Below are 17,171 nucleotides of genomic sequence, written 5' to 3'. Positions count from 1 at the left end.
GAAACCGGGCGGGGCTTTAGAAAACAAAGATCGTCTGGCAGGGTAGTCTGACAATGTGGTTTCTGATCAAGGGAACATTCTGGTTTTCGCTGGTGCTGGTGGCGCTGTCCTATTTCGGCAGCAGCAACGATCCGGCCAAGGAACCTTCGGCCTTCGATATTCCCAGCGCCGTTTCGGCCGCCGGTGAAGCCTATCGTTATGTCAGCGCCATCTGCATCGAAAAGCCCGATGTCTGCGTCAAGGGCGCCGAAACCTTCCATGCGCTCGGCGAGCGGGCAAAGGAAGGCGCAAAGGTGGCCTATGAGCTGCTGGACAAGCAGCTTGCTTCCGGTGACAAGCCCGCCCCCGCCGCTGAACTCGCGGCCGAGACCGAAAAACTGGCCGAAGCCCCGGTCGTCAGCGTCGAATTTCCGAAGGATGCCGACATGCTGAAGACCGGCACCGTCATTCCTCTGCCGCAGAAGCGCCCGGCCCCCTGATACTATTGCCCTGATCCTTGCCGGCCTCCGCGCCGCACTCTCTTTGCAGCCGAAAATATCCGGCTGCCGATTGCCTGCCTGACTTGCCCACGGAAACCTGTTTTCCGTGGGCTTTTTCATGGCCCATGGTTCAAAACCGACCGCACTTCGCCTATATCCTAACAAAGACCTGCAATAATGGATGATACGGCGCGCAAATGGCCTCTCTCGAAACGATCCTTGACGACTTCGCCTTCCTCGACGACTGGGAGGATCGTTATCGTTATGTCATCGAACTCGGCAAGGCGCTTCCCGATCTGCCGGAAGACAAGCGCACGGCCGAGAACAAGGTGCATGGCTGCGCAAGCCAGGTCTGGCTCGTCAGCCACAGCAATGGTGCGGAAGACCCTCTCCTGACCTTCGAAGGCGATTCGGATGCACATATCGTGCGCGGCCTCGTCGCCATCGTGCTCGCCGTCTATTCCGGCAAGAAAGCCTCCGAAATCGCCGGTCTCGACGCCATTGAGGTGTTCGACAGGATCGGGCTGGTGGAACATCTGTCGTCGCAGCGCGCCAACGGCCTGCGCTCCATGATCAAGCGCATCCGCGAGGAAGCCCGGCTGCTGGCCGCCTGACCTTCACCTCTCCATCGACGGGCGATAATCTGCATCGCCCCAATGGTGATCCTTCCTGCCGGCGCGGGCCGCAGGCGGCGCATAATGGCGGGCAAGCGCCAGCAGCGCTGCGCGCAGCAGCAGTTTTGCCGACCGCGCCGGCCATTGCCTTTCGCGCTCCACCGTCTCCAGCCCCTTTTCGAAACAGCAGATATCGATGGCGACGCCCGACAGTTCAGGCCCCATCGCATCGGCCGCGCGGGAAAACCGCGTTCTTGCGGCCATTGCCGCCTCGGTGAGATCGAGCGCGCCTGCCGCCTCGCCTTTTGTGCGGTTCGCTATTCTCGGCTCCCATGTCGCCGTAACCTTCGGGTTGAGGTGACCGCGATGAAAATCGGCGGCGAGGCGCTCGCCCGCCTCCAGAGCATCCGCCGGGAAAAACGCCGCACCGTCCCGTTCCTTCAGCCTTGCAAGGCTGGTCAGGGGAGAGGTGTTGAGATTGCGCCGCGCCTGCTGCTTCGCATCGCCGACATCCACAATAACCGTCTGCATATGCCGGTGCTGTTCCTGAAAAACCTCGTCCCGGTCTTTTGCCATTGCACGTTTCAGGCAGGAGGCGAGCGGCGGTGCGGCGGAAAGGGTGGTTTCCCGCTGCTCGACCAGCCCGGAGGAAATGGCAAACCGCACCGTCGCGGCCGGAAACCGCAGCGCCGTGTGGCCTGCCCGCGCCCGGCGCAGGACGATATCGCCGCCCTCCTGCGACATCTCGGCCGCGCCCGCGGCGATGCAGCGCAGCAGCCGCAGGAGATGAGGGTTCGGGGAGGCAACCGGGGTGCTTTTTTCCTCACTCATCCCGGGCGCCTTTCATCGCGTTGAAGATACTGCCGGTGAGCCGCTCCAGCGTGGCGACGAACTCATCGAATGCCGGTTCGTCACGCCGGTCCTCCACCACCTGGCAGGCATGGCCCACCGTCGTCCTGTCCCGGCCGAAACACGGCCCGATATCCGACATGGGAATACCGAGTTGCACATGGCACACATACATGGCGATCTGGCGGATGTGGCATTCCGTGCGCCGGCTGTCGCGGCGCACCAGCGTTCGGTCGCCCGTCAATTGCACCATCTCGCCGGTGAGCTGCCGTACCAGACGGCAAAGACGGGAAATCTCATCCCGCCCGGCCGCAGACGGCCAATGACGAAAGGGACGATCACCGACCCGCGCACAAGGCCGCGCGGCGGCAGGCAGAAACACAGTATCCGACGGCATATGCAACTCCTCTACGAATAGGAATTAATTCATACACCTGAGAGCAAGCATGGGGAAGTGCGAATTTGACAAGGAAGACTATACGGTTGATACGGCTTTATTTTTGCAGAATTGATGTGTGCGATAAAGGATTTTTTTCCTCAATCGAAATTTTGCGCGACATAAAAGTCGGTCGAGGGAACGGCTCCCGGGTCTGGTGCGATCCAGTTCTCGATCGCGAAAGACCCCTCTCACGGCGCAGACGCGCCGTAGCTGGATGCCGGATATGGGCCGGCAGGACGGAGGTGAGGTCTTCGAACCCCAGAAACGAAATCGGCCGGTCAAAGGACCGGCCGTATTGCCTTGCGACTTCCGGCTATCTGCCAGGACAGCAGCCGGACCGTCTTTAAAATCAGCGGCTGGCCTTGCGGCGCTGACCCAGACCCATTTCCTTGGCGAGCCGCGAGCGGGCTTCGGCATAGGCGGGCGCAACCATCGGATAGTCGACCGGCAGGTCCCATTTTTCGCGATATTCTTCCGGCGTCATGCTGTGATGCGTCGTGAGATGCCGCTTGAGCGACTTGAACGAGCCGCCACATTCCAAACAGACGATGTGGTCATCCTGAACCGACTTGCGGACGGAGACGGCAGGCTTCTGCTTTTCGACATTGACCGCCACCGATGCCGGTGCCGATGTTCCGCTGAGTGCCGTGTGAACATCCGAAATAAGGCCGGGAAGCTCAGTTACCGGAACGACGTGGTTGCTAACATAGGCAGCCACAATATCCGCAGTCAGTTCGACCAGCAGATCCTGGGCGTTACCGTATGCAGTTTCCGTCATTTAAGTATCTCCTGTTTATTGATCCCCTGACGCGGGCGAACGCCGCATCGAGCGATGTGAAGTTACCCGGTGCCCCACCTTCGCCTTGTTGAAACCAACATGAAACCTACCCCTAGATTTCGAGCGAAAACCGGAAACGAATTGGTCCGAGATTCAACTTATGGCCCGCGACATGGGCAGCAATGGTCCGATGGGCCATAGATTAGACATTAATAAAATGCCTATGCCGACTATGAAGAGGCTAGATGCAAATCGCGATTAGCAACTTTACACTTAATTTGGATAACAGCAAAACAGCAAAAGTCAAATTCCTATTGTGAATTTTTCAGTTCAAAACAGTCTAATCGGAATACAAAAAATTACGGGTAATAAAATACTATGCCAAGTAGTAATTGAAAATGAATACCCCCAATTATTAGGGGGATTTTCAACTTCAAATTTTCTTGATGTCATCAACTACCGATTTAACGGCAAGCGGATAACCTGCCTTGTGAGCGGCCATGGCAAGAAGATGTGCCGAGACCGGCGCGGTAAGGACAAAGAAGAAGAAACCGGCGAGCGCCCGCGCCAGCGTCGATATTTCCATGGAATGGATGCCGACAGCCAGAAGCAGCAGGCCGGACCCCACCGTTCCCGCCTTGGAAGCCGCATGCATACGGGTATAGACATCCGGCAGCCGATTGAGGCCGATTGCCGCGATCAGCGAGAAAATGGCGCCTGAGACCAACAGCGCCGCAACCAGAATAGCCACGATCCAAGCCATCATCGCCTGCCCTTTCCTTTTCTGTTGGCGACACCTTTTTCCATATTTTTTTCAATGGCTTCAGATGCCCTTTCGCCATCGAGAACCGCCGTCGGCCTGCGCCGGCCGTCCGGGCCGCGCGACAGCACGAAGCGGGCGAAGGCCACCGTTGCCAGAAAACCGACCAGGCCGAGCGCAATGGCAATATCGACGTAAAGATTGAAGCCGGTGCGGATGGCGATGACTGCGATAAAGCCGATGGCGATGCCCACCAGCATGTCGAGCGCAACGATACGGTCCGGCAAGGTGGGGCCGACGACGACGCGATATACTGTCAGCAAAAAGGCGGCCGACAGAACAACCGATGCAAGTATAGTTGCAAATGAAACTATTTGTTCCGGCGTCATATCTGAAACGCCTCCATGATCTTTCTTTCAAAGCCGTTACGGATGTCGTTTTTCGTGGCCTCGATATCGCTGCAATCGATCGCGTGCACGTAGAGCGTTTTCCTGTCCGCGGAAACATCGACCGACAGCGTGCCTGGCGTGAGCGTGATGAGATTGGCCAGCAGCGTGATCTCGAAATCCGTCGTCACCGTCAGCGGATAGGCGAAAATGCCGGGCTGCACGTCGAGCTTCGGCCGCGTCACCAGCACGGCGACCTTCCATGCCGAGAGCGCCAGCTCCTTGAAGAACAGCAGCACCAGCGACAGCACGCGGACAAGCCTGAGCCAGTGGTTACGCCCGCCCGGAAGCTGGTGGCGGATGATGCCGAGCGCCAGCGTCGAAACGACAAGGGCGAAAATGATGTTCGCGAGCGTGACGCTGCCTGTCACGGCGAGCCATACGGCAACGAAAAGCAATTGTACGAGATAGAGGCTCATGGTTTGCCCCCTTCGGTAAAGACCGACTGGATATAGGCCTGCGGATTGCCGAGGTCTGCGGCCGCCTGCTGGCTGAGATTGAGCAGGCTTTCCGGAAACAGGCCGAAGAATACCACCAGCAACGTCAGCCCCACCAGCGGCGCGAAAGACGGCGCTGCCGAGGGCGACGCCTGCGGCACAGAAGGCTGACCGGGGGATGCCGCAACGGGACGCCAGAAACACAAAAGGAAGATCCGCCCGAAAGCGATGGTGGCGATGAAGCCGGAGGCGAGAATGGCGCCGGCCAGCCACCAGGCGCCGATATCGATCGCCGACTTGACCAGAACCGCCTTCGGCCAGAAGCCAGAAAAGGGCGGCAGGCCGGAACCGGCGAAAAACAGCGCCAGCGCCAGAGCTGAAAACCACGGAGCCTGCTGGTAAAGGCCTCTGAGCGAGGTGAGGCTGAAACCGCCGCCGAGGCGGGCCGCATGGCCGGCGGCGAGATAAAGCGCCGTCATCAGCACCATGGAATGCAGCGCATAGAAAATGGCGCCAGTGACACCGGAAGGCGTGCCGATGGCGATGCCGGCCATCATGTAGCCGATGCCCGATATGACGATATAGCCGAGCATGCGGCGGATATCGTTCTGGGCGAGCGCGCCCATGGCCCCGAGCACCATGGTCAACGCCGCCGAGATGGCGATGACGATGCTGAGTTCTTCCCGCTCGACCGGAAACAGCATGACCATGACGCGCAGCAGCGAATAGATGCCGACCTTGGTGAGCAAGCCGCCGAACAGGGCGGAAACGACAATGCGCGGCGTGTGATAGGAAGCGGGCAGCCAGAAGTTCACCGGGAAGGCGGCGGCCTTCATGGCGAAGGCGAGCGCGAACAGGCTCGCAAGCGTCATCAGCGGCGCCGAACCGCGCAGCCCGGTCGCCTTCTGCGCGATATCGGCCATGTTGAGCGTGCCGAAGATGGCGTAGAGATAACCCACAGTTATCAGGAACAGCGTCGTGCCGATGAGGTTCAGAATGGCGTATTTCAGCGCGCCGTCGATCTGCTCGCGCGTCGAGCCGAGCACGATCAGGCCGAAGGACGAGATCAGCAGCACCTCGAACCAGACATAGAGGTTGAAGATGTCGCCGGTCAGGAAAGCGCCGGTGACACCGGCCATCAAGAGCATCAGGAAGGGATAGAAACCGTAGCGCCTGCCGCTGGCGTCGATATCCGCGCCGGCATGGATGGCGCCCGCAAGTGCGACGATGGCGGCGGCAAGCGACAGCAGCGCGCCCGTCAGGTCGGCGGTAAAGGCAATGCCGAAGGGCGGCAGCCAGCGGCCCATGACCATGGTGAAGGGGCCTTCAGTGGCGACCTTCCACAAAAGCGCGGCATCGAGCAGCACCAGCAGGAACAGCGCCGCGATGGCGACGGTCGCGTGGTGACGGATGGCGTGGCGCATCATCATCAGCACCGCGCCTGCGCCAATGCAGAGCGCGATGGGAAGAATGATCAGCCAGTCGGTGAGCGGCACGGGCGTCGTGACGAGCGCTGCGGAAAGGTCGGTGACTGCGGATGTGGTGGAGGATGCCATGTGTCTCAGCCTCGCCGCTCAGTAACCGAGCGGCGGCAAGGGCTCGCCTGCGGGTTCTGCGGTGCGCATTTCGTCCGTGTCGTCGGTCTGCAGTTCCTGAAACGCACGCCAGGTCAGCACCAGAAGGAAACAGAAGAAGGAAAAGGAAATGACGATTGCCGTGAGGATGAGCGCCTGCGGCAGCGGATTGGCCGCACCCGCGGGCAGCGTATCCATGCCGGGCGGAATGATCGGCGGCACTTCGCGCGTCAGCCTGCCTGCCGTGAACAGCAAGAGGTTCACCGCATTGCCGAGAATGGCGATGCCGAGCAGCATGCGGATGCTGTGGCGCGACAGCATGAGATAGATCGCCACCGAAAAGAAGATGCCGACGAGAATGGAGAAGACCGCTTCCATCAGTCGCTTTCCCTTTCTTCCAGCGCCAGCGCAATGGAGGTGATGGCGCCGACCACGACGAGATAGACACCGATATCGAAGGACATGACGGTGGAGAGCGGTATCTCGACGCCGAACAGGCTCGGATAGACCCACAGCCCGGTCATGAAGGGCACGCCGGCGGCGATGGAAACGAGGCCGGAAAGCATGGAAAGCAGCAGCCCCGCCCCGGCAATCGACAGCGGATGAAACATGATGGCGCGCCTGACTGCGGTGACGCCATAAGCGATGCCATAGATCGCCAGCGCCGAGACCGCGATCAGGCCGCCGATGAAGCCGCCGCCGGGCTCATTATGGCCGCGCAGCAGCACGAAGATGGAAAACAGCACCATGAGGCTGGTGACGACAGGGGCGACGGTGCGCAGAATGAGCGTGTTCATGCCCGCGCTCCTTTCTTCTTCGCGGTTTTGGCCGATCCCTTGACGGCGAGCCCCTTGATGGCAGCAGCCGGGCGGATGCGGATCAGCGCGAGAATGGCGAGACCCGTTATCATCACGACAGCGATTTCACCGAGCGTATCCGTGCCGCGGAAGTCGACGATGATGACATTGACCACATTGGCGCCGTGGGCGATGACCTTGGAATAGGTGTTGTAGAAATCCGTCAGGCGGTTGTCGAAACTCGCCTCGGTCGCGCGCATCAGGAACAAAGCGAAGCCGGTTCCGCAGGCGATGGCGATGGTGCTGTCCAGCAGCTTCTGGCCAAGGCCGCGATGGTCTGACGGCGACAGGCGAAGCCGCGTCATCACCAGCGTCAGAATGACCACCGACAGCGTCTCGACCATGAATTGCGTGAAGGACAGATCGGGCGCGCCGAAGAGCAGGAAGATGACCGCCACGGCAAAGCCCTGAATGCCGAGCGCGATGATGGCGGTGAGCCGGCTCGACGCCGTCAGCACTGCGATGAGCCCCGCCACGGCAATGGCAATGAAGGTCAACTCATGGATCGGCATATCGCGCGGCCATGACGGCATGGACGGCAATTCGCCATAAAGGAACAGCGGCACAAGCAGCACGGCGGCGATGACGGCGAAGGTGGCGGTGACGTAAAATTCCAGCCTGCCCGGCTGAATGAGCCGGGTGATGTGGAACGAGACTTTCACCAGCATGTCGATGAAGACGTCAAAGCCCCTGTCCGGCCCCGCCCCCAGCGCCTTGAAGGTGCGGTCGATCAGTCCACGGACGGCGGAAAGCTGCGTATAAAGGACGATGCCGAGCGCGATGGTGAGCAGCGACAGGCCGAGCGGCACGCCGATATGGGGAATGAGCGAGATTTCCACCGGGCGCGCCTCGCCGGCAATGGCGCTCGCCATCGGGGTGGAGATGTAGAAATGCGCGATGCCGGAAAAGAGCGCAATCGTCAGCCCCTTCAGCGCCAGAAGCGCCGGGCCGAGCCAGAGCAGCAGCGGGCCTTCATGCGCGTGTTTCGGGGTCTTCACCGGCTTGCCGAGGAAGGGTTTCAGCGCCACCGCAAAGGCAACGGCGAACATCAGCCCGTTGCCGAGAATGGCGATGCCGGTGAACAGCACGGCGCGCGGATTGCCATGCGCCAGCGCATAATAAATCTCTTCCTTGGCGAGAAAACCGAAGAAGGGCGGCAGGCCGGCCATGGAAATCGCGGCCGCCAGCGCCGCCGCAAAAGTGATCGGCATGGCTTTTCTCAGGCCGCCGAGCTTCGTCACGTCGCGGGTGCCGGTCTCATGGTCGATAATGCCGGCGACCATGAACAGCGCGCCCTTGAACAGCGAATGCGCCACCAGATAAAGCACCGCCGCCTCGATGGCATGGTCGGAGCCGAAACCCGTCAGCATGACCAGCAGGCCGAGCGACGACACCGTGGTGTAGGCGAGCATCAGCTTGAGATCGGTCTGGCGCACGGCCAGCAGCGCGCCGGTGAGCATGGTCAGCCCACCGAAGAATGGCAGCAGGATCTGCCAGGCGGCGGTATCGCCGAGAACCGGGTTGAGCCGCATCAGCAGATAGACGCCGGCCTTCACCATGGTTGCCGAATGCAGATAGGCGGATACCGGCGTTGGCGCTTCCATGGCGTTGGGCAGCCAGAAATGGAAGGGAAACTGCGCCGATTTGGTGAAGGCGCCGCCGAGAACCAGAAGCAGCGCGGCCAGATAAAACGGGCTGTCGCGCAAGACATCGCCGCCGCGCACCAGCATCGACAGTTGCGTCACGCCGCTGATGTCCCAGATGAAAATCAGCCCGGCGAGCAGCAGCAGACCGCCGCCGCCCGTCACCACCAGCGCCTGCAACGCGGCGCGGCGCGAGGCAGCGCGCTCATGGTCGAAGCCGATCAGCAGGAAGGAGGTGATGGAGGTGAGTTCCCAGAAGACGAACAGCATCAGCAGGCTGTCGGAAACCACGACGCCCAGCATCGCGCCCATGAAGAGTAGCAGGAAGGACAGGAACCGGCCCTGCTGCGGGTGGCCTTTCATATAACCGCCCGCATAAAGCACGATCAGCAGGCCGATGCCGGTGATCAGCAGCGCAAAGGTCAGCGACAGGCCGTCGATGAACCAGGAGAAGCTGAGATTGAAGCTCGGCACCCAGGCATAACCGCCGGTCACCACCCCGCCTGCCGCGATCTCGGGCAGCATCAACGCAAAATGCGCAAAGGCGAGAGCAGGCGCAATCGCCAGGACCCACGCCGCATTGTGACCGAACCTTTTAACCAGGGCGGGTGCGGCAAGCGCTGCCAGAAACGGCAGAAACAGCGACAGGAATGTCAACGGCGTGACATCTGATGTCATTCACATCTCCCGGGATGTCCCCCATCCCTGCGCGCCAATAATGGCGTTCTTCTTCAAATCGTTTTTTCAGTTAGAGCGCATTTCCGGACGGAAAACCGGGCTCCACTTTTCCTGGAAATGCTCTAAGGCATAGACAAAGCCATCTCAACCCAAATCGGTACTCCCGGCCCATAACGAACGCGTTATGACGCCCATCCCCTTTCAATCCGCCTCCGCGATGACTATTTGAGGCGGGAACAGAAAGGATCATTCCATGAGCGATCTGACATCCCCAAAAATCAAAAAGAGCGATGCCGAATGGCGTGAGCAGCTGACGCCGGAGCAATATCGCATCCTGCGCGAACACGGCACCGAGCGCGCCTTCACCGGCCCCTATTGGGATACATTCCAGAAAGGCCTCTATCGCTGTGCGGCCTGCGACGAGCCGCTGTTCCTCTCCGATACGAAATTCGATGCCGGCTGCGGATGGCCAAGCTATTTCGAGCCGGTAAAGCCGGGCGCCGTGACGGAACATCGCGACGCCAGCTACGGCATGGTGCGCACGGAAATCCGCTGCGCCAATTGCGGCGGCCATCTCGGCCATGTCTTCCCCGACGGCCCGAAGCCCACCGGCCTGCGTTATTGCATCAACGGCCATTCGATGGTGTTTGAGCCGGTTTGATAAAAGATGAGGTGAAAGGCCGGCTGCCCCTGTCGGCCTTCATCGCATAAAGGGCTGTCTCGACAGCCGGACCGGAGAGTGAGATCATCGCCGTCTCACTCCTTCCGGATCATCGCCATGACGCTCGAAACCATCCTCATTTTCATTCCCGCCTGCTTTGCCCTGAACATGGCCTTCGGGCCGAACAATCTTCTGTCGATGACGGTGGGCGCTCGCTACGGCATGGCGACGGCGGTTATGGCGGCAAGCGGCAGGCTGGTCGCTTTCGCGGGTATGATCGCGATTGCAGCCCTCGGGCTCGGCGCACTTTTGATGGCGTCCGAGATGATGTTCTCACTGATCAAATGGATCGGTGTTGTTTATCTGCTGTGGATCGGCTTCAAGCTCATCCGCTCGAAGGCTGAGGTTGCCGCCCCCGACGTATCCTCGGCCAATGGCAATATCCTCAAAACCTATCTGCGGCAGGAGTTTTTCGTCGCCTCCGGCAATCCCAAGGCTATTTTGATCTTCACGGCCTTTTTCCCGCAATTCATCCAGCAGGACGCCTATTGGCAGAGTTTCGCCACGCTCGGCGCGATTTTCCTGCTGCTCGAGGTGGTGGCGATTGCGGTTTATGCCTTTGTCGGCTCACGACTGTCCGGTCTCATGCGCAATGCGCGCGCCTTGAAGCGCGTCAACCGGATCAGCGGCTCGATGATGATGGCTTTCGGCGTCATGCTTGCCTTCGCCCGGCGTCCGGCCTGAAGGAAATCCGGCCAGCCTGCTAACCTAATTTCAGCTCCATACACGTCAAATCCAGCCAGCGGCCGAACTTGGTGCCGACTTCCGAAAACCGGCCGACGACCCTGAAACCGAGGCTTTCATGCAGGCGGATGGAGGCGGTGTTTTCCGCCTCGATGGCGGCGATCAGCACATGCACGTCGTTGCCCGAGGCGTGATCGATCAACGCCTGCATCAGCTTTTTGCCGATGCCGTGGCCGCGCGCATCCTTATGCACATAGACCGAATGTTCGCGGGTGTGGCGATAACCGTCGAAGGCGCGCCAGTCGCCATAGGAAGCATAGCCTGCGACCTTGCCGTCGAGGATTGCGACGATGACCGGAAAACCGCGTGACTTGCGGGCGGCGAACCATTCCTTGCGGTTTTCCAGATCGACCAGCACGTCGTTCCAGATCGCCGTCGTGTTCAGCACGGCATCATTGTAAATCTCCATGATGCCGGAGAGATCGTCCACGGTCGCGTCGCGCAGTTGCACGCTCATTGTCGGTCACCCTTTTTCCTGCTTGCAGCGGCGGTATTTTCGTCCGCCATCTGCACGAGGATTAGGCGATGATGCGAATGGCTGTCCAGTACCCATGCGCCATCGGGGCGCATTCTTCAGGATGCCAGCGGCACGAGACTGAAGGAGGTGACCACGGCGAAATAATGAACGGCAGCGGCAGCGACCACGAAAGCGTGCCAGATGGCATTCTGGAAGCGCAGCTTTTCCCAGACATGGAAGATGACGCCGAGCGAATAGATGACGCCGCCGGCGACGATCAGCCAGAGCGTGACCGGGGCGAGATGCGACGACAGCGGCCCGACCACCATGACGCCGCTCCAGCCCATGGCGAGATAAAGGCCGATGGCGACCCGGTCGTAACGGCCGGGAAACAGGCATTTGAGAAGGATGCCGCACAGCGCCGCAAGCCAGATCAGCCCCAGCATGACGGCGATCAGCGGATCGTGGATGCCGCGCATCAGAAAGGGCGTATAGGTGGCGGCGATGAGGATGAAGATCGCCGAATGATCCAGCCGGCGCAGGAACCATTTCACCCTGGAGTGCGGCCAGATATTATAGGTGAAGGACACGGAGAGACAGGCGACGAGGCCGAGACCATAAATCCACGCGGCGGCGATCGCGCTGAGCGTTCCCCAGGCGGTCGCGTAGAAAATCAACGCCGTAGCGCCGATAAGCGCAAACACGATGCCGACACCATGGACGATGCCATCGGCGACAATCTCGTGAAAATCATACTGGCGCCCGAACCGCCATAAATCGCTCATAGTCCAATCCCGTCTGCGTGCTGTCCTCAAAGCATGGAGACAATATTAGACAGGAACAAGACAGCGCCCGGTTAACGGCAATCAAATTGCGTTCGAGGCTGTTGCGAAAGGAGAGGTGCAGGTTGCCCTGCGGCCAGAACAATTGCCTGTGGAGCGAGCGGTAGACGCTTGTTTCTTCTCCCCGCCGGGGAGAAGTCCGCGGCAGCGGGATGAGGGGGCAAGGGTGGATGTGTTCGGAGAGCTTGCCCCCTCATCCGGCCCTTCGGGCCACCTTCTCCCCGGCGGGGAGAAGAAACCCAGTCACGCTTTCCCCTGCCCTCACAACGCCGCAGCGCATTCCTGGCAAAACGGCGTATAGGGCACCGCCTTCAGCCGATCCTCCGAAATCCGCTTGCCGCATTTGACACAGATGCCGAAGGTGCCGCTGGCGATACGGTCGAGGGCTGCGTCGATGGCGCGCAGCTCGTCCTGACCCACCTGCCCCAGCTCGTCCAGCACCTCGTCATTGCTGCGTTCGGTGGCGCGATCCTCATCATCGGGATTGCGAGGCTCTTCGAAATCGGCCTCGATTTTGTGCAGGCGGCGATAAAGCTCGCGCTGGCGGTCACGCAGGATTTTCTCGTAACTTTCGAAATTCATGTTTTTTCCTCCAGCCCATCTTCTTGTATCGCCGCATTCCCAGACGGAAAACCGGATTCCACTTTTCCTGGGAATGCTTGGGGGCGGAAAACCCGCCCGTAACCCTAAAACGTCAGGCTTTTATCGGTCCACCAGCACCGAGCATTTGGCATGGCGCACCACGCGGTCGGCGGTGGCGCCGATGAAATAATTGCTGAAATCCGGCGTGTGCGACGCGATGATGATGAGATCTGCCTTGTGTTCCTCGGCGGCGGCGATGATTTCACGCGCGGGCGCGCCGCTTCTGATTTCCTGGCTGCCCTTGAAACCGGCTCTCGTCTTGATGTCCGAAAGCTTGGTCTTGGCGTCCTTGATGGCGTTTTCGATCAGGTCCACAGGCAGGTCGATCGCCATATAGCCCGGCAGTTCCTCGACAACATTGATGAGAACGATCTCGCCATCAGGATCCAGAAGCGCCTTGGCCTTTTCGAGAATCTTTTCCCCCTTGTCGGTGGCGCTGAGGTCTACCGGTACGATGATCTTCTTGTACATGGCTGTCTCCTTTGGCTTGATCCGCCGTTTAGCGTGTCGGGCTAGGCTTATATTTCCCCTTCGGCACGGCCTTCACCTTGATCGAAGTCAAAGCCGGAGCCGGGCCGGAACGGGGCATTGTCAACGAATAGTGGACGGTCAATCGCCAGACGACGATCTTTGCTGAACGACGAAACCAGCCCATATTCGCCTTCGACAAACGCCGCAAAGCGGCGTCGGCCGATGGTTTCGGCGACCGATCCGCCCCAGGGCGCTTCGGATTCAATATGGAGATCATGATGAGTGAAATCAAACAATTCGCCCTGACGCGGCCGGCCTATGTCGGCCAGGCGCATCTCGTCGTTCACGATCTGCCGCGCGTTTCGGATTTCTACCGGAAGATCATCGGTCTTTCCGTTCTCGAAAAGAACCCGAGCGGTGAAGTGCTGGGTGTCGGCGGCCAGCCGCTGCTTACACTTTCCACCTCCGGCACGGCGGAACGCGCGCCGCGCAACGCCGCAGGCCTGTTCCACACCGCCTTCCTGATGCCGAGCCGGAGCGATCTGGCCCATTGGCTGGCGCATGCCGCCCATAACAATGTCCAGTTTCAGGGCGCGTCCGACCATCTGGTCAGCGAGGCGATCTATCTTGCCGACCCGGAAGGCAACGGCATCGAAGTCTATCGCGACCGTTCGCCGGATGAATGGACCTACCAGCAGGACGGCACGGTGGAGATGGCCACCCTCGGCCTCAACCTGCAGGCGCTTTACGACAGCGCGCCGAAGACGGCCTTTACCGGGGCGGCGGAAGGAACAGCCATCGGCCATATCCATCTGCAGGTGGGCAATATTCCGCAGGCGGATGAATTTTATCAGGATGTGCTGGGGCTGAAGATCATGGCGCGTTATCCCGGCGCGAGCTTCTTCGGTTCCGGGGACTATCACCACCACGTCGCCGCCAATATCTGGAACAGCCGGGGTGCTGCGGCCCGCAAGGACAATATGACCGGCCTTTCCGGCTATTCGCTGACCTTCAACGAGCCGGCCGCGCTCGAGACGGCGATTGCCGCGCTCGACCGACTGGAAATCGCCACAGAGCGGCAAAGTGACGGCATTGTCCTCAAAGATCCGTGGGGCATCGGCCTAAAGCTTTCAGCATAAACGCAAAAAAGGGGCGGCGGAAATTTTCGCCGCCCCGGAACCGCCACATTTTTCGAACGTTTGTCACCTTATTGGGGGACCGTTCGATGAATGAAAATGCCAGGCCGGACAAGACCGGCAGCTTGGTCAACACCGCGGCAACCGCTGGCGCGACGGCCGCAACCGCTGCGGCAACAAGAGCGGACCCGCTGGAAGTGCCAGCTTCCGGCTCACGGCGCGACGATGCCCGCAGCCAGCAGCCGCTTGGCCGCGAAGCGCTGGATGTCGTCGTCGCCTGGTCCGTGATCGGCATCTTCCTCATCATGCTGATGGCGGTCATCCACGAATTGTCGCTCATCCTCATTCCGGTGGTGATGGCCATCGTGGTGGGCATGATCCTCGGCATCGCCGCCGAAAAGCTCGGTTCCTACGGCATTCCCGGCTTCGGCGTCGCGCTTATTCTATCGAGCCTCGTGGCGGCGGTGATGTTCTTCGTGGTCAATTCGCTGACCGAGCCGCTCTCGCTTCTCGCTTCGGAAGGGCCCGCGCTGGTGGAGCGCAGCATCGACCGTTTCCTGCCCTATCTGCAAAGCCTCAGATGGCTGAATATTTCGGCGGCAAGCTTCAGTCTGGGCTCGATGTCGATGGAATCTTTGATTTCACGCAGCGGCGAAATCATTTCCGTGCTCGGCTCCAACGTCACCCCGGCCGTCATTCAGGGCCTGATCTTCCTCGCCGCGCTGCTGATGTTTCTCTATAGCCGGCTACGGCTGCGCAAGGCGATCATCATGGCCTTTCCGGCCCGCCACCAGCGGCTGCGCACCATCCGCATCATCGGTTCGGTGGAAGAGGTGCTCGGCACCTATTTCGCCACAGCGGCGCTGATCTATGCCGGGCTTGGCGTGACGATGGTGATCATCGCCTATTTCGGCGGACTGGCCATGCCGCTTCTGTGGGGGCTGTTCGCCTTCCTCTCCAGCTTCGTGCCGTTTCTCGGCATCACCGCCATGACGATTTCGCTGACGGTGGCGGGCATCATCACCCATGACAATATCATTCTGGCGCTTCTGCCGGCGGCGATCTTCTTCACCATTCACCTATTGATGGAAAACCTCGCCTTTCCGGCGGTGGTGGGCCGCAACATGGAGATAAACCCCTTCCTCGTCTTCGTGATGATCATCTTCTGGACGTGGATGTGGGGGGCGGCCGGGGCCATGCTGGCGCTGCCGCTGTCGCTGATCGCCATGACGGTGACGCGGGAGCTCTTCCCCTCACGCCGGGTGGTGCCCAAACTGCCGGATTAAGCATGGCTTCAATGGCAGGCGCGGGCGCGTGGGGCTTACCCCCCTCTGCCCTGCCGGGCATCTCCCCCTCAAGGGGGGAGATCGATCTGCGGCGAGGTTTCGCCCATCTCAAGGTTAGAGAACGAAGTGGCGGGAGGGCCACCAGCCGATCTCCCCCCTTGAGGGGGAGATGCCCGGCAGGGCAGAGGGGGGTAAACCCCACGCGCCAGCAGTCAGGCCGCTCAGGAAGCGAGCGGCATTCCCTGCGCCTCCCCCTGCGCGCTCGCCATGCGGCGCTCGTGCTCGATCAGCCATTTCTTGCGCCACAGCCCGCCGCCATAACCGGTCAGGCTGCCATCCGCGCCCAGCACACGGTGGCACGGCACGACGATGGCGATCTGGTTGGCGCCATTGGCACGCGCGACCGCACGCACGGCGGATGACCTGTCCATGGCGGTTGCGAGCGAGGAATAGCTGACGACCTCACCCGCCGGTATTTCCCGCAGGTTGCGCCAGACGTCGCGCTCGAAGGGCGTGCCGTGGCCGGCAAGCCGGGTTTCGAAGGCGGCTGAATGCCCGGCGAAATAGGCCTTGAGTTCCGCTTCGATCTGGCCGGTCACAGCCGTCCGGCCAAGCACCATATCCGCGCCGGTGCGCGTCTTCAGCCGCTTCAGTTCGGCCGGAAGCGCCGGCCGGTCGGCGAATTCGAGGAGATGCAAAGCGTGATCGTCGGCGACGGCGAGCATCGGGCCGATCGGCGTATCGATCCAGTCGCCCTTCAAAAACCCCTTGCCTTTCATGGCGGCGGGCGAAGAGCCGAAGAACTGGTTGATGGCGGCGCGGAAACCGCTGCCGGATTCGTAACCGGCATCGATCTGCGCGCCGATCACCGCTTCGCCGGAAGCGATGCTTTCCGCCGCACCGCCCACCCGCCGCAATCTGGCGATTTCCAGAAAGCTCATGCCGAAACGGCGCTTGAAGGTGCGGCGCACGGTGGACGGATCGTGGCCCATCGCCACCACATCCTCCTCGCGCCAGCGCCGCGCCGGTTCATTTTCCAGCGCCGTCAGCAGCGACGTCACGGTCTCATCGGCCGAGCCATAGGCGAGCATCGGCTTGCAGCGCTTGCAGGGACGGAAACCGGCTTCCAGACATTCGGCGATGGTCTCGCGGAACCGGCAGTTTTCGATCTTCGGCTTGCGCGCCGTGCAGGTGAAGCGGCAGAAAATCTTGGTCGACGTCACACACACATAGGCCACGCCCTCATAGGCGGGGTCCTTGTTCACAAGGGCGGTATAGAGCGTTTCGGTGTCGGGGCGTTTGAACAGCATCATGGAGA

The 17,171-nt window shown here is 60.8% G+C and carries 22 protein-coding genes; 6 read left to right on the top strand and 16 right to left on the bottom strand.

Annotated features, from left to right (window positions below):
- The first annotated feature begins 53 nt into the window (after positions 1–53).
- Entirely contained in the window at positions 54–479 is a 426-nt protein-coding gene (locus CFBP4996_RS02950) for a DUF5330 domain-containing protein (protein ID WP_003522299.1), read from the top strand.
- 197 nt (positions 480–676) lie between these two features.
- Positions 677–1,093, top strand: coding sequence for a SufE family protein (locus tag CFBP4996_RS02945; protein ID WP_020812035.1), 417 nt, complete (start codon positions 677–679; stop codon positions 1,091–1,093).
- Between the two features lie 3 nt (positions 1,094–1,096).
- Here CFBP4996_RS02945 and CFBP4996_RS02940 read toward each other — a convergent pair whose 3' ends face one another.
- From CFBP4996_RS02940 to CFBP4996_RS02895, 10 genes are all read right to left on the bottom strand, one after another.
- Positions 1,097–1,924, bottom strand: a complete 828-nt coding sequence (locus tag CFBP4996_RS02940; protein WP_080852478.1) for a DUF6456 domain-containing protein — start codon at positions 1,922–1,924, stop codon at positions 1,097–1,099.
- Positions 1,917–2,339 (bottom strand): helix-turn-helix domain-containing protein, encoded by a 423-nt coding sequence (locus CFBP4996_RS02935; RefSeq protein ID WP_080852479.1) that lies wholly within the window; start codon positions 2,337–2,339, stop codon positions 1,917–1,919. The genes CFBP4996_RS02940 and CFBP4996_RS02935 overlap by 8 nt, the downstream gene beginning before the upstream one ends.
- Before the next feature lie 391 nt (positions 2,340–2,730).
- Positions 2,731–3,159 (bottom strand): MucR family transcriptional regulator Ros, encoded by a 429-nt coding sequence (gene ros / locus CFBP4996_RS02930; protein ID WP_003509257.1) that lies wholly within the window; start codon positions 3,157–3,159, stop codon positions 2,731–2,733.
- 433 nt (positions 3,160–3,592) lie between these two features.
- A complete protein-coding gene (mnhG, locus tag CFBP4996_RS02925) occupies positions 3,593–3,925 on the bottom strand; it encodes a monovalent cation/H(+) antiporter subunit G (RefSeq protein WP_003522295.1) in 333 nt (110 codons plus the stop codon).
- Complete coding sequence (locus tag CFBP4996_RS02920) at positions 3,922–4,308, bottom strand: cation:proton antiporter (protein ID WP_080852480.1); 387 nt, start codon at positions 4,306–4,308, stop codon at positions 3,922–3,924. The genes mnhG and CFBP4996_RS02920 overlap by 4 nt, the downstream gene beginning before the upstream one ends.
- Positions 4,305–4,784, bottom strand: a complete 480-nt coding sequence (locus CFBP4996_RS02915) for a Na+/H+ antiporter subunit E (RefSeq protein WP_003522293.1) — start codon at positions 4,782–4,784, stop codon at positions 4,305–4,307. The genes CFBP4996_RS02920 and CFBP4996_RS02915 overlap by 4 nt, the downstream gene beginning before the upstream one ends.
- Complete coding sequence (locus CFBP4996_RS02910; protein WP_080852481.1) at positions 4,781–6,358, bottom strand: Na+/H+ antiporter subunit D; 1,578 nt, start codon at positions 6,356–6,358, stop codon at positions 4,781–4,783. Before CFBP4996_RS02910 ends, CFBP4996_RS02915 begins: the two co-directional genes overlap by 4 nt.
- An 18-nt stretch (positions 6,359–6,376) precedes the next feature.
- Positions 6,377–6,754 (bottom strand): Na+/H+ antiporter subunit C, encoded by a 378-nt coding sequence (locus CFBP4996_RS02905; RefSeq protein ID WP_003509263.1) that lies wholly within the window; start codon positions 6,752–6,754, stop codon positions 6,377–6,379.
- Positions 6,754–7,173 (bottom strand): Na+/H+ antiporter subunit B, encoded by a 420-nt coding sequence (locus tag CFBP4996_RS02900; protein ID WP_020813166.1) that lies wholly within the window; start codon positions 7,171–7,173, stop codon positions 6,754–6,756. Before CFBP4996_RS02900 ends, CFBP4996_RS02905 begins: the two co-directional genes overlap by 1 nt.
- Complete coding sequence (locus tag CFBP4996_RS02895) at positions 7,170–9,554, bottom strand: putative monovalent cation/H+ antiporter subunit A (RefSeq protein ID WP_080852482.1); 2,385 nt, start codon at positions 9,552–9,554, stop codon at positions 7,170–7,172. The genes CFBP4996_RS02900 and CFBP4996_RS02895 overlap by 4 nt, the downstream gene beginning before the upstream one ends.
- A 253-nt stretch (positions 9,555–9,807) precedes the next feature.
- Here CFBP4996_RS02895 and msrB point away from each other — a divergent pair, with 253 nt between their 5' ends.
- Both msrB and CFBP4996_RS02885 read left to right on the top strand, forming a co-directional pair.
- A complete protein-coding gene (msrB, locus tag CFBP4996_RS02890; RefSeq protein WP_003522288.1) occupies positions 9,808–10,215 on the top strand; it encodes a peptide-methionine (R)-S-oxide reductase MsrB in 408 nt (135 codons plus the stop codon).
- A gap of 117 nt (positions 10,216–10,332) precedes the next feature.
- Positions 10,333–10,959, top strand: coding sequence for a LysE family translocator (locus CFBP4996_RS02885; RefSeq protein WP_080852483.1), 627 nt, complete (start codon positions 10,333–10,335; stop codon positions 10,957–10,959).
- A gap of 19 nt (positions 10,960–10,978) precedes the next feature.
- Here the strand turns inward: CFBP4996_RS02885 and CFBP4996_RS02880 are convergent, their stop codons facing one another.
- The 5 genes from CFBP4996_RS02880 to CFBP4996_RS02860 all read right to left on the bottom strand — a co-directional run bounded on the left by CFBP4996_RS02880 (position 10,979) and on the right by CFBP4996_RS02860 (position 13,727).
- Complete coding sequence (locus tag CFBP4996_RS02880; RefSeq protein WP_080852484.1) at positions 10,979–11,476, bottom strand: GNAT family N-acetyltransferase; 498 nt, start codon at positions 11,474–11,476, stop codon at positions 10,979–10,981.
- A gap of 116 nt (positions 11,477–11,592) precedes the next feature.
- The gene (trhA, locus tag CFBP4996_RS02875) at positions 11,593–12,261 is read right to left on the bottom strand and encodes a PAQR family membrane homeostasis protein TrhA (RefSeq protein ID WP_003522286.1); all 669 of its coding nucleotides are present in this window, start codon (positions 12,259–12,261) and stop codon (positions 11,593–11,595) included.
- 318 nt (positions 12,262–12,579) lie between these two features.
- Entirely contained in the window at positions 12,580–12,900 is a 321-nt protein-coding gene (locus tag CFBP4996_RS02870) for a TraR/DksA family transcriptional regulator (protein WP_080852486.1), read from the bottom strand.
- A 120-nt stretch (positions 12,901–13,020) separates the two neighbouring features.
- A complete protein-coding gene (locus CFBP4996_RS02865) occupies positions 13,021–13,431 on the bottom strand; it encodes a universal stress protein (RefSeq protein ID WP_003522284.1) in 411 nt (136 codons plus the stop codon).
- Positions 13,432–13,478: 47 nt separating this feature from the next.
- Positions 13,479–13,727 (bottom strand): hypothetical protein, encoded by a 249-nt coding sequence (locus tag CFBP4996_RS02860; RefSeq protein ID WP_059753907.1) that lies wholly within the window; start codon positions 13,725–13,727, stop codon positions 13,479–13,481.
- On the opposite strand from CFBP4996_RS02860, the gene CFBP4996_RS02855 reads away from it, so the two are divergent.
- Together CFBP4996_RS02855 and CFBP4996_RS02850 are read left to right on the top strand one after the other, a co-directional pair.
- Complete coding sequence (locus CFBP4996_RS02855; RefSeq protein ID WP_080852487.1) at positions 13,710–14,570, top strand: VOC family protein; 861 nt, start codon at positions 13,710–13,712, stop codon at positions 14,568–14,570. The two genes, CFBP4996_RS02860 and CFBP4996_RS02855, sit on opposite strands and share 18 nt — an antisense overlap.
- A gap of 86 nt (positions 14,571–14,656) precedes the next feature.
- Positions 14,657–15,853: an AI-2E family transporter gene (locus CFBP4996_RS02850; RefSeq protein ID WP_080852488.1), complete on the top strand. Its 1,197-nt coding sequence runs from the start codon at positions 14,657–14,659 to the stop codon at positions 15,851–15,853.
- A gap of 221 nt (positions 15,854–16,074) precedes the next feature.
- Here CFBP4996_RS02850 and CFBP4996_RS02845 read toward each other — a convergent pair whose 3' ends face one another.
- Positions 16,075–17,166, bottom strand: coding sequence for a bifunctional transcriptional activator/DNA repair enzyme AdaA (locus tag CFBP4996_RS02845; RefSeq protein ID WP_080852490.1), 1,092 nt, complete (start codon positions 17,164–17,166; stop codon positions 16,075–16,077).
- Positions 17,167–17,171 lie beyond the last annotated feature (5 nt).

The organism is Agrobacterium leguminum (genome assembly GCF_005144435.2).
Taxonomy (GTDB): domain Bacteria; phylum Pseudomonadota; class Alphaproteobacteria; order Rhizobiales; family Rhizobiaceae; genus Agrobacterium; species Agrobacterium leguminum.
Note: the sequence above shows the minus strand (reverse complement) of the source record. Positions and strands in the feature narration are given on the sequence as shown.

Excerpts from the sequence above, each read along its gene's own strand:
- CFBP4996_RS02950 (WP_003522299.1), top strand. The coding sequence starts at position 54 with ATGTGGTTTCTGATCAAGGGAACATTCTGGTTTTCGCTGGTGCTGGTG.
- CFBP4996_RS02945 (WP_020812035.1), top strand. The coding sequence starts at position 677 with ATGGCCTCTCTCGAAACGATCCTTGACGACTTCGCCTTCCTCGACGAC.
- CFBP4996_RS02940 (WP_080852478.1), bottom strand. The coding sequence starts at position 1,924 with ATGAGTGAGGAAAAAAGCACCCCGGTTGCCTCCCCGAACCCTCATCTC.
- CFBP4996_RS02935 (WP_080852479.1), bottom strand. The coding sequence starts at position 2,339 with ATGCCGTCGGATACTGTGTTTCTGCCTGCCGCCGCGCGGCCTTGTGCG.
- ros (WP_003509257.1), bottom strand. The coding sequence starts at position 3,159 with ATGACGGAAACTGCATACGGTAACGCCCAGGATCTGCTGGTCGAACTG.
- mnhG (WP_003522295.1), bottom strand. The coding sequence starts at position 3,925 with ATGATGGCTTGGATCGTGGCTATTCTGGTTGCGGCGCTGTTGGTCTCA.
- CFBP4996_RS02920 (WP_080852480.1), bottom strand. The coding sequence starts at position 4,308 with ATGACGCCGGAACAAATAGTTTCATTTGCAACTATACTTGCATCGGTT.
- CFBP4996_RS02915 (WP_003522293.1), bottom strand. The coding sequence starts at position 4,784 with ATGAGCCTCTATCTCGTACAATTGCTTTTCGTTGCCGTATGGCTCGCC.
- CFBP4996_RS02910 (WP_080852481.1), bottom strand. The coding sequence starts at position 6,358 with ATGGCATCCTCCACCACATCCGCAGTCACCGACCTTTCCGCAGCGCTC.
- CFBP4996_RS02905 (WP_003509263.1), bottom strand. The coding sequence starts at position 6,754 with ATGGAAGCGGTCTTCTCCATTCTCGTCGGCATCTTCTTTTCGGTGGCG.
- CFBP4996_RS02900 (WP_020813166.1), bottom strand. The coding sequence starts at position 7,173 with ATGAACACGCTCATTCTGCGCACCGTCGCCCCTGTCGTCACCAGCCTC.
- CFBP4996_RS02895 (WP_080852482.1), bottom strand. The coding sequence starts at position 9,554 with ATGACATCAGATGTCACGCCGTTGACATTCCTGTCGCTGTTTCTGCCG.
- msrB (WP_003522288.1), top strand. The coding sequence starts at position 9,808 with ATGAGCGATCTGACATCCCCAAAAATCAAAAAGAGCGATGCCGAATGG.
- CFBP4996_RS02885 (WP_080852483.1), top strand. The coding sequence starts at position 10,333 with ATGACGCTCGAAACCATCCTCATTTTCATTCCCGCCTGCTTTGCCCTG.
- CFBP4996_RS02880 (WP_080852484.1), bottom strand. The coding sequence starts at position 11,476 with ATGAGCGTGCAACTGCGCGACGCGACCGTGGACGATCTCTCCGGCATC.
- trhA (WP_003522286.1), bottom strand. The coding sequence starts at position 12,261 with ATGAGCGATTTATGGCGGTTCGGGCGCCAGTATGATTTTCACGAGATT.
- CFBP4996_RS02870 (WP_080852486.1), bottom strand. The coding sequence starts at position 12,900 with ATGAATTTCGAAAGTTACGAGAAAATCCTGCGTGACCGCCAGCGCGAG.
- CFBP4996_RS02865 (WP_003522284.1), bottom strand. The coding sequence starts at position 13,431 with ATGTACAAGAAGATCATCGTACCGGTAGACCTCAGCGCCACCGACAAG.
- CFBP4996_RS02855 (WP_080852487.1), top strand. The coding sequence starts at position 13,710 with ATGAGTGAAATCAAACAATTCGCCCTGACGCGGCCGGCCTATGTCGGC.
- CFBP4996_RS02850 (WP_080852488.1), top strand. The coding sequence starts at position 14,657 with ATGAATGAAAATGCCAGGCCGGACAAGACCGGCAGCTTGGTCAACACC.
- CFBP4996_RS02845 (WP_080852490.1), bottom strand. The coding sequence starts at position 17,166 with ATGATGCTGTTCAAACGCCCCGACACCGAAACGCTCTATACCGCCCTT.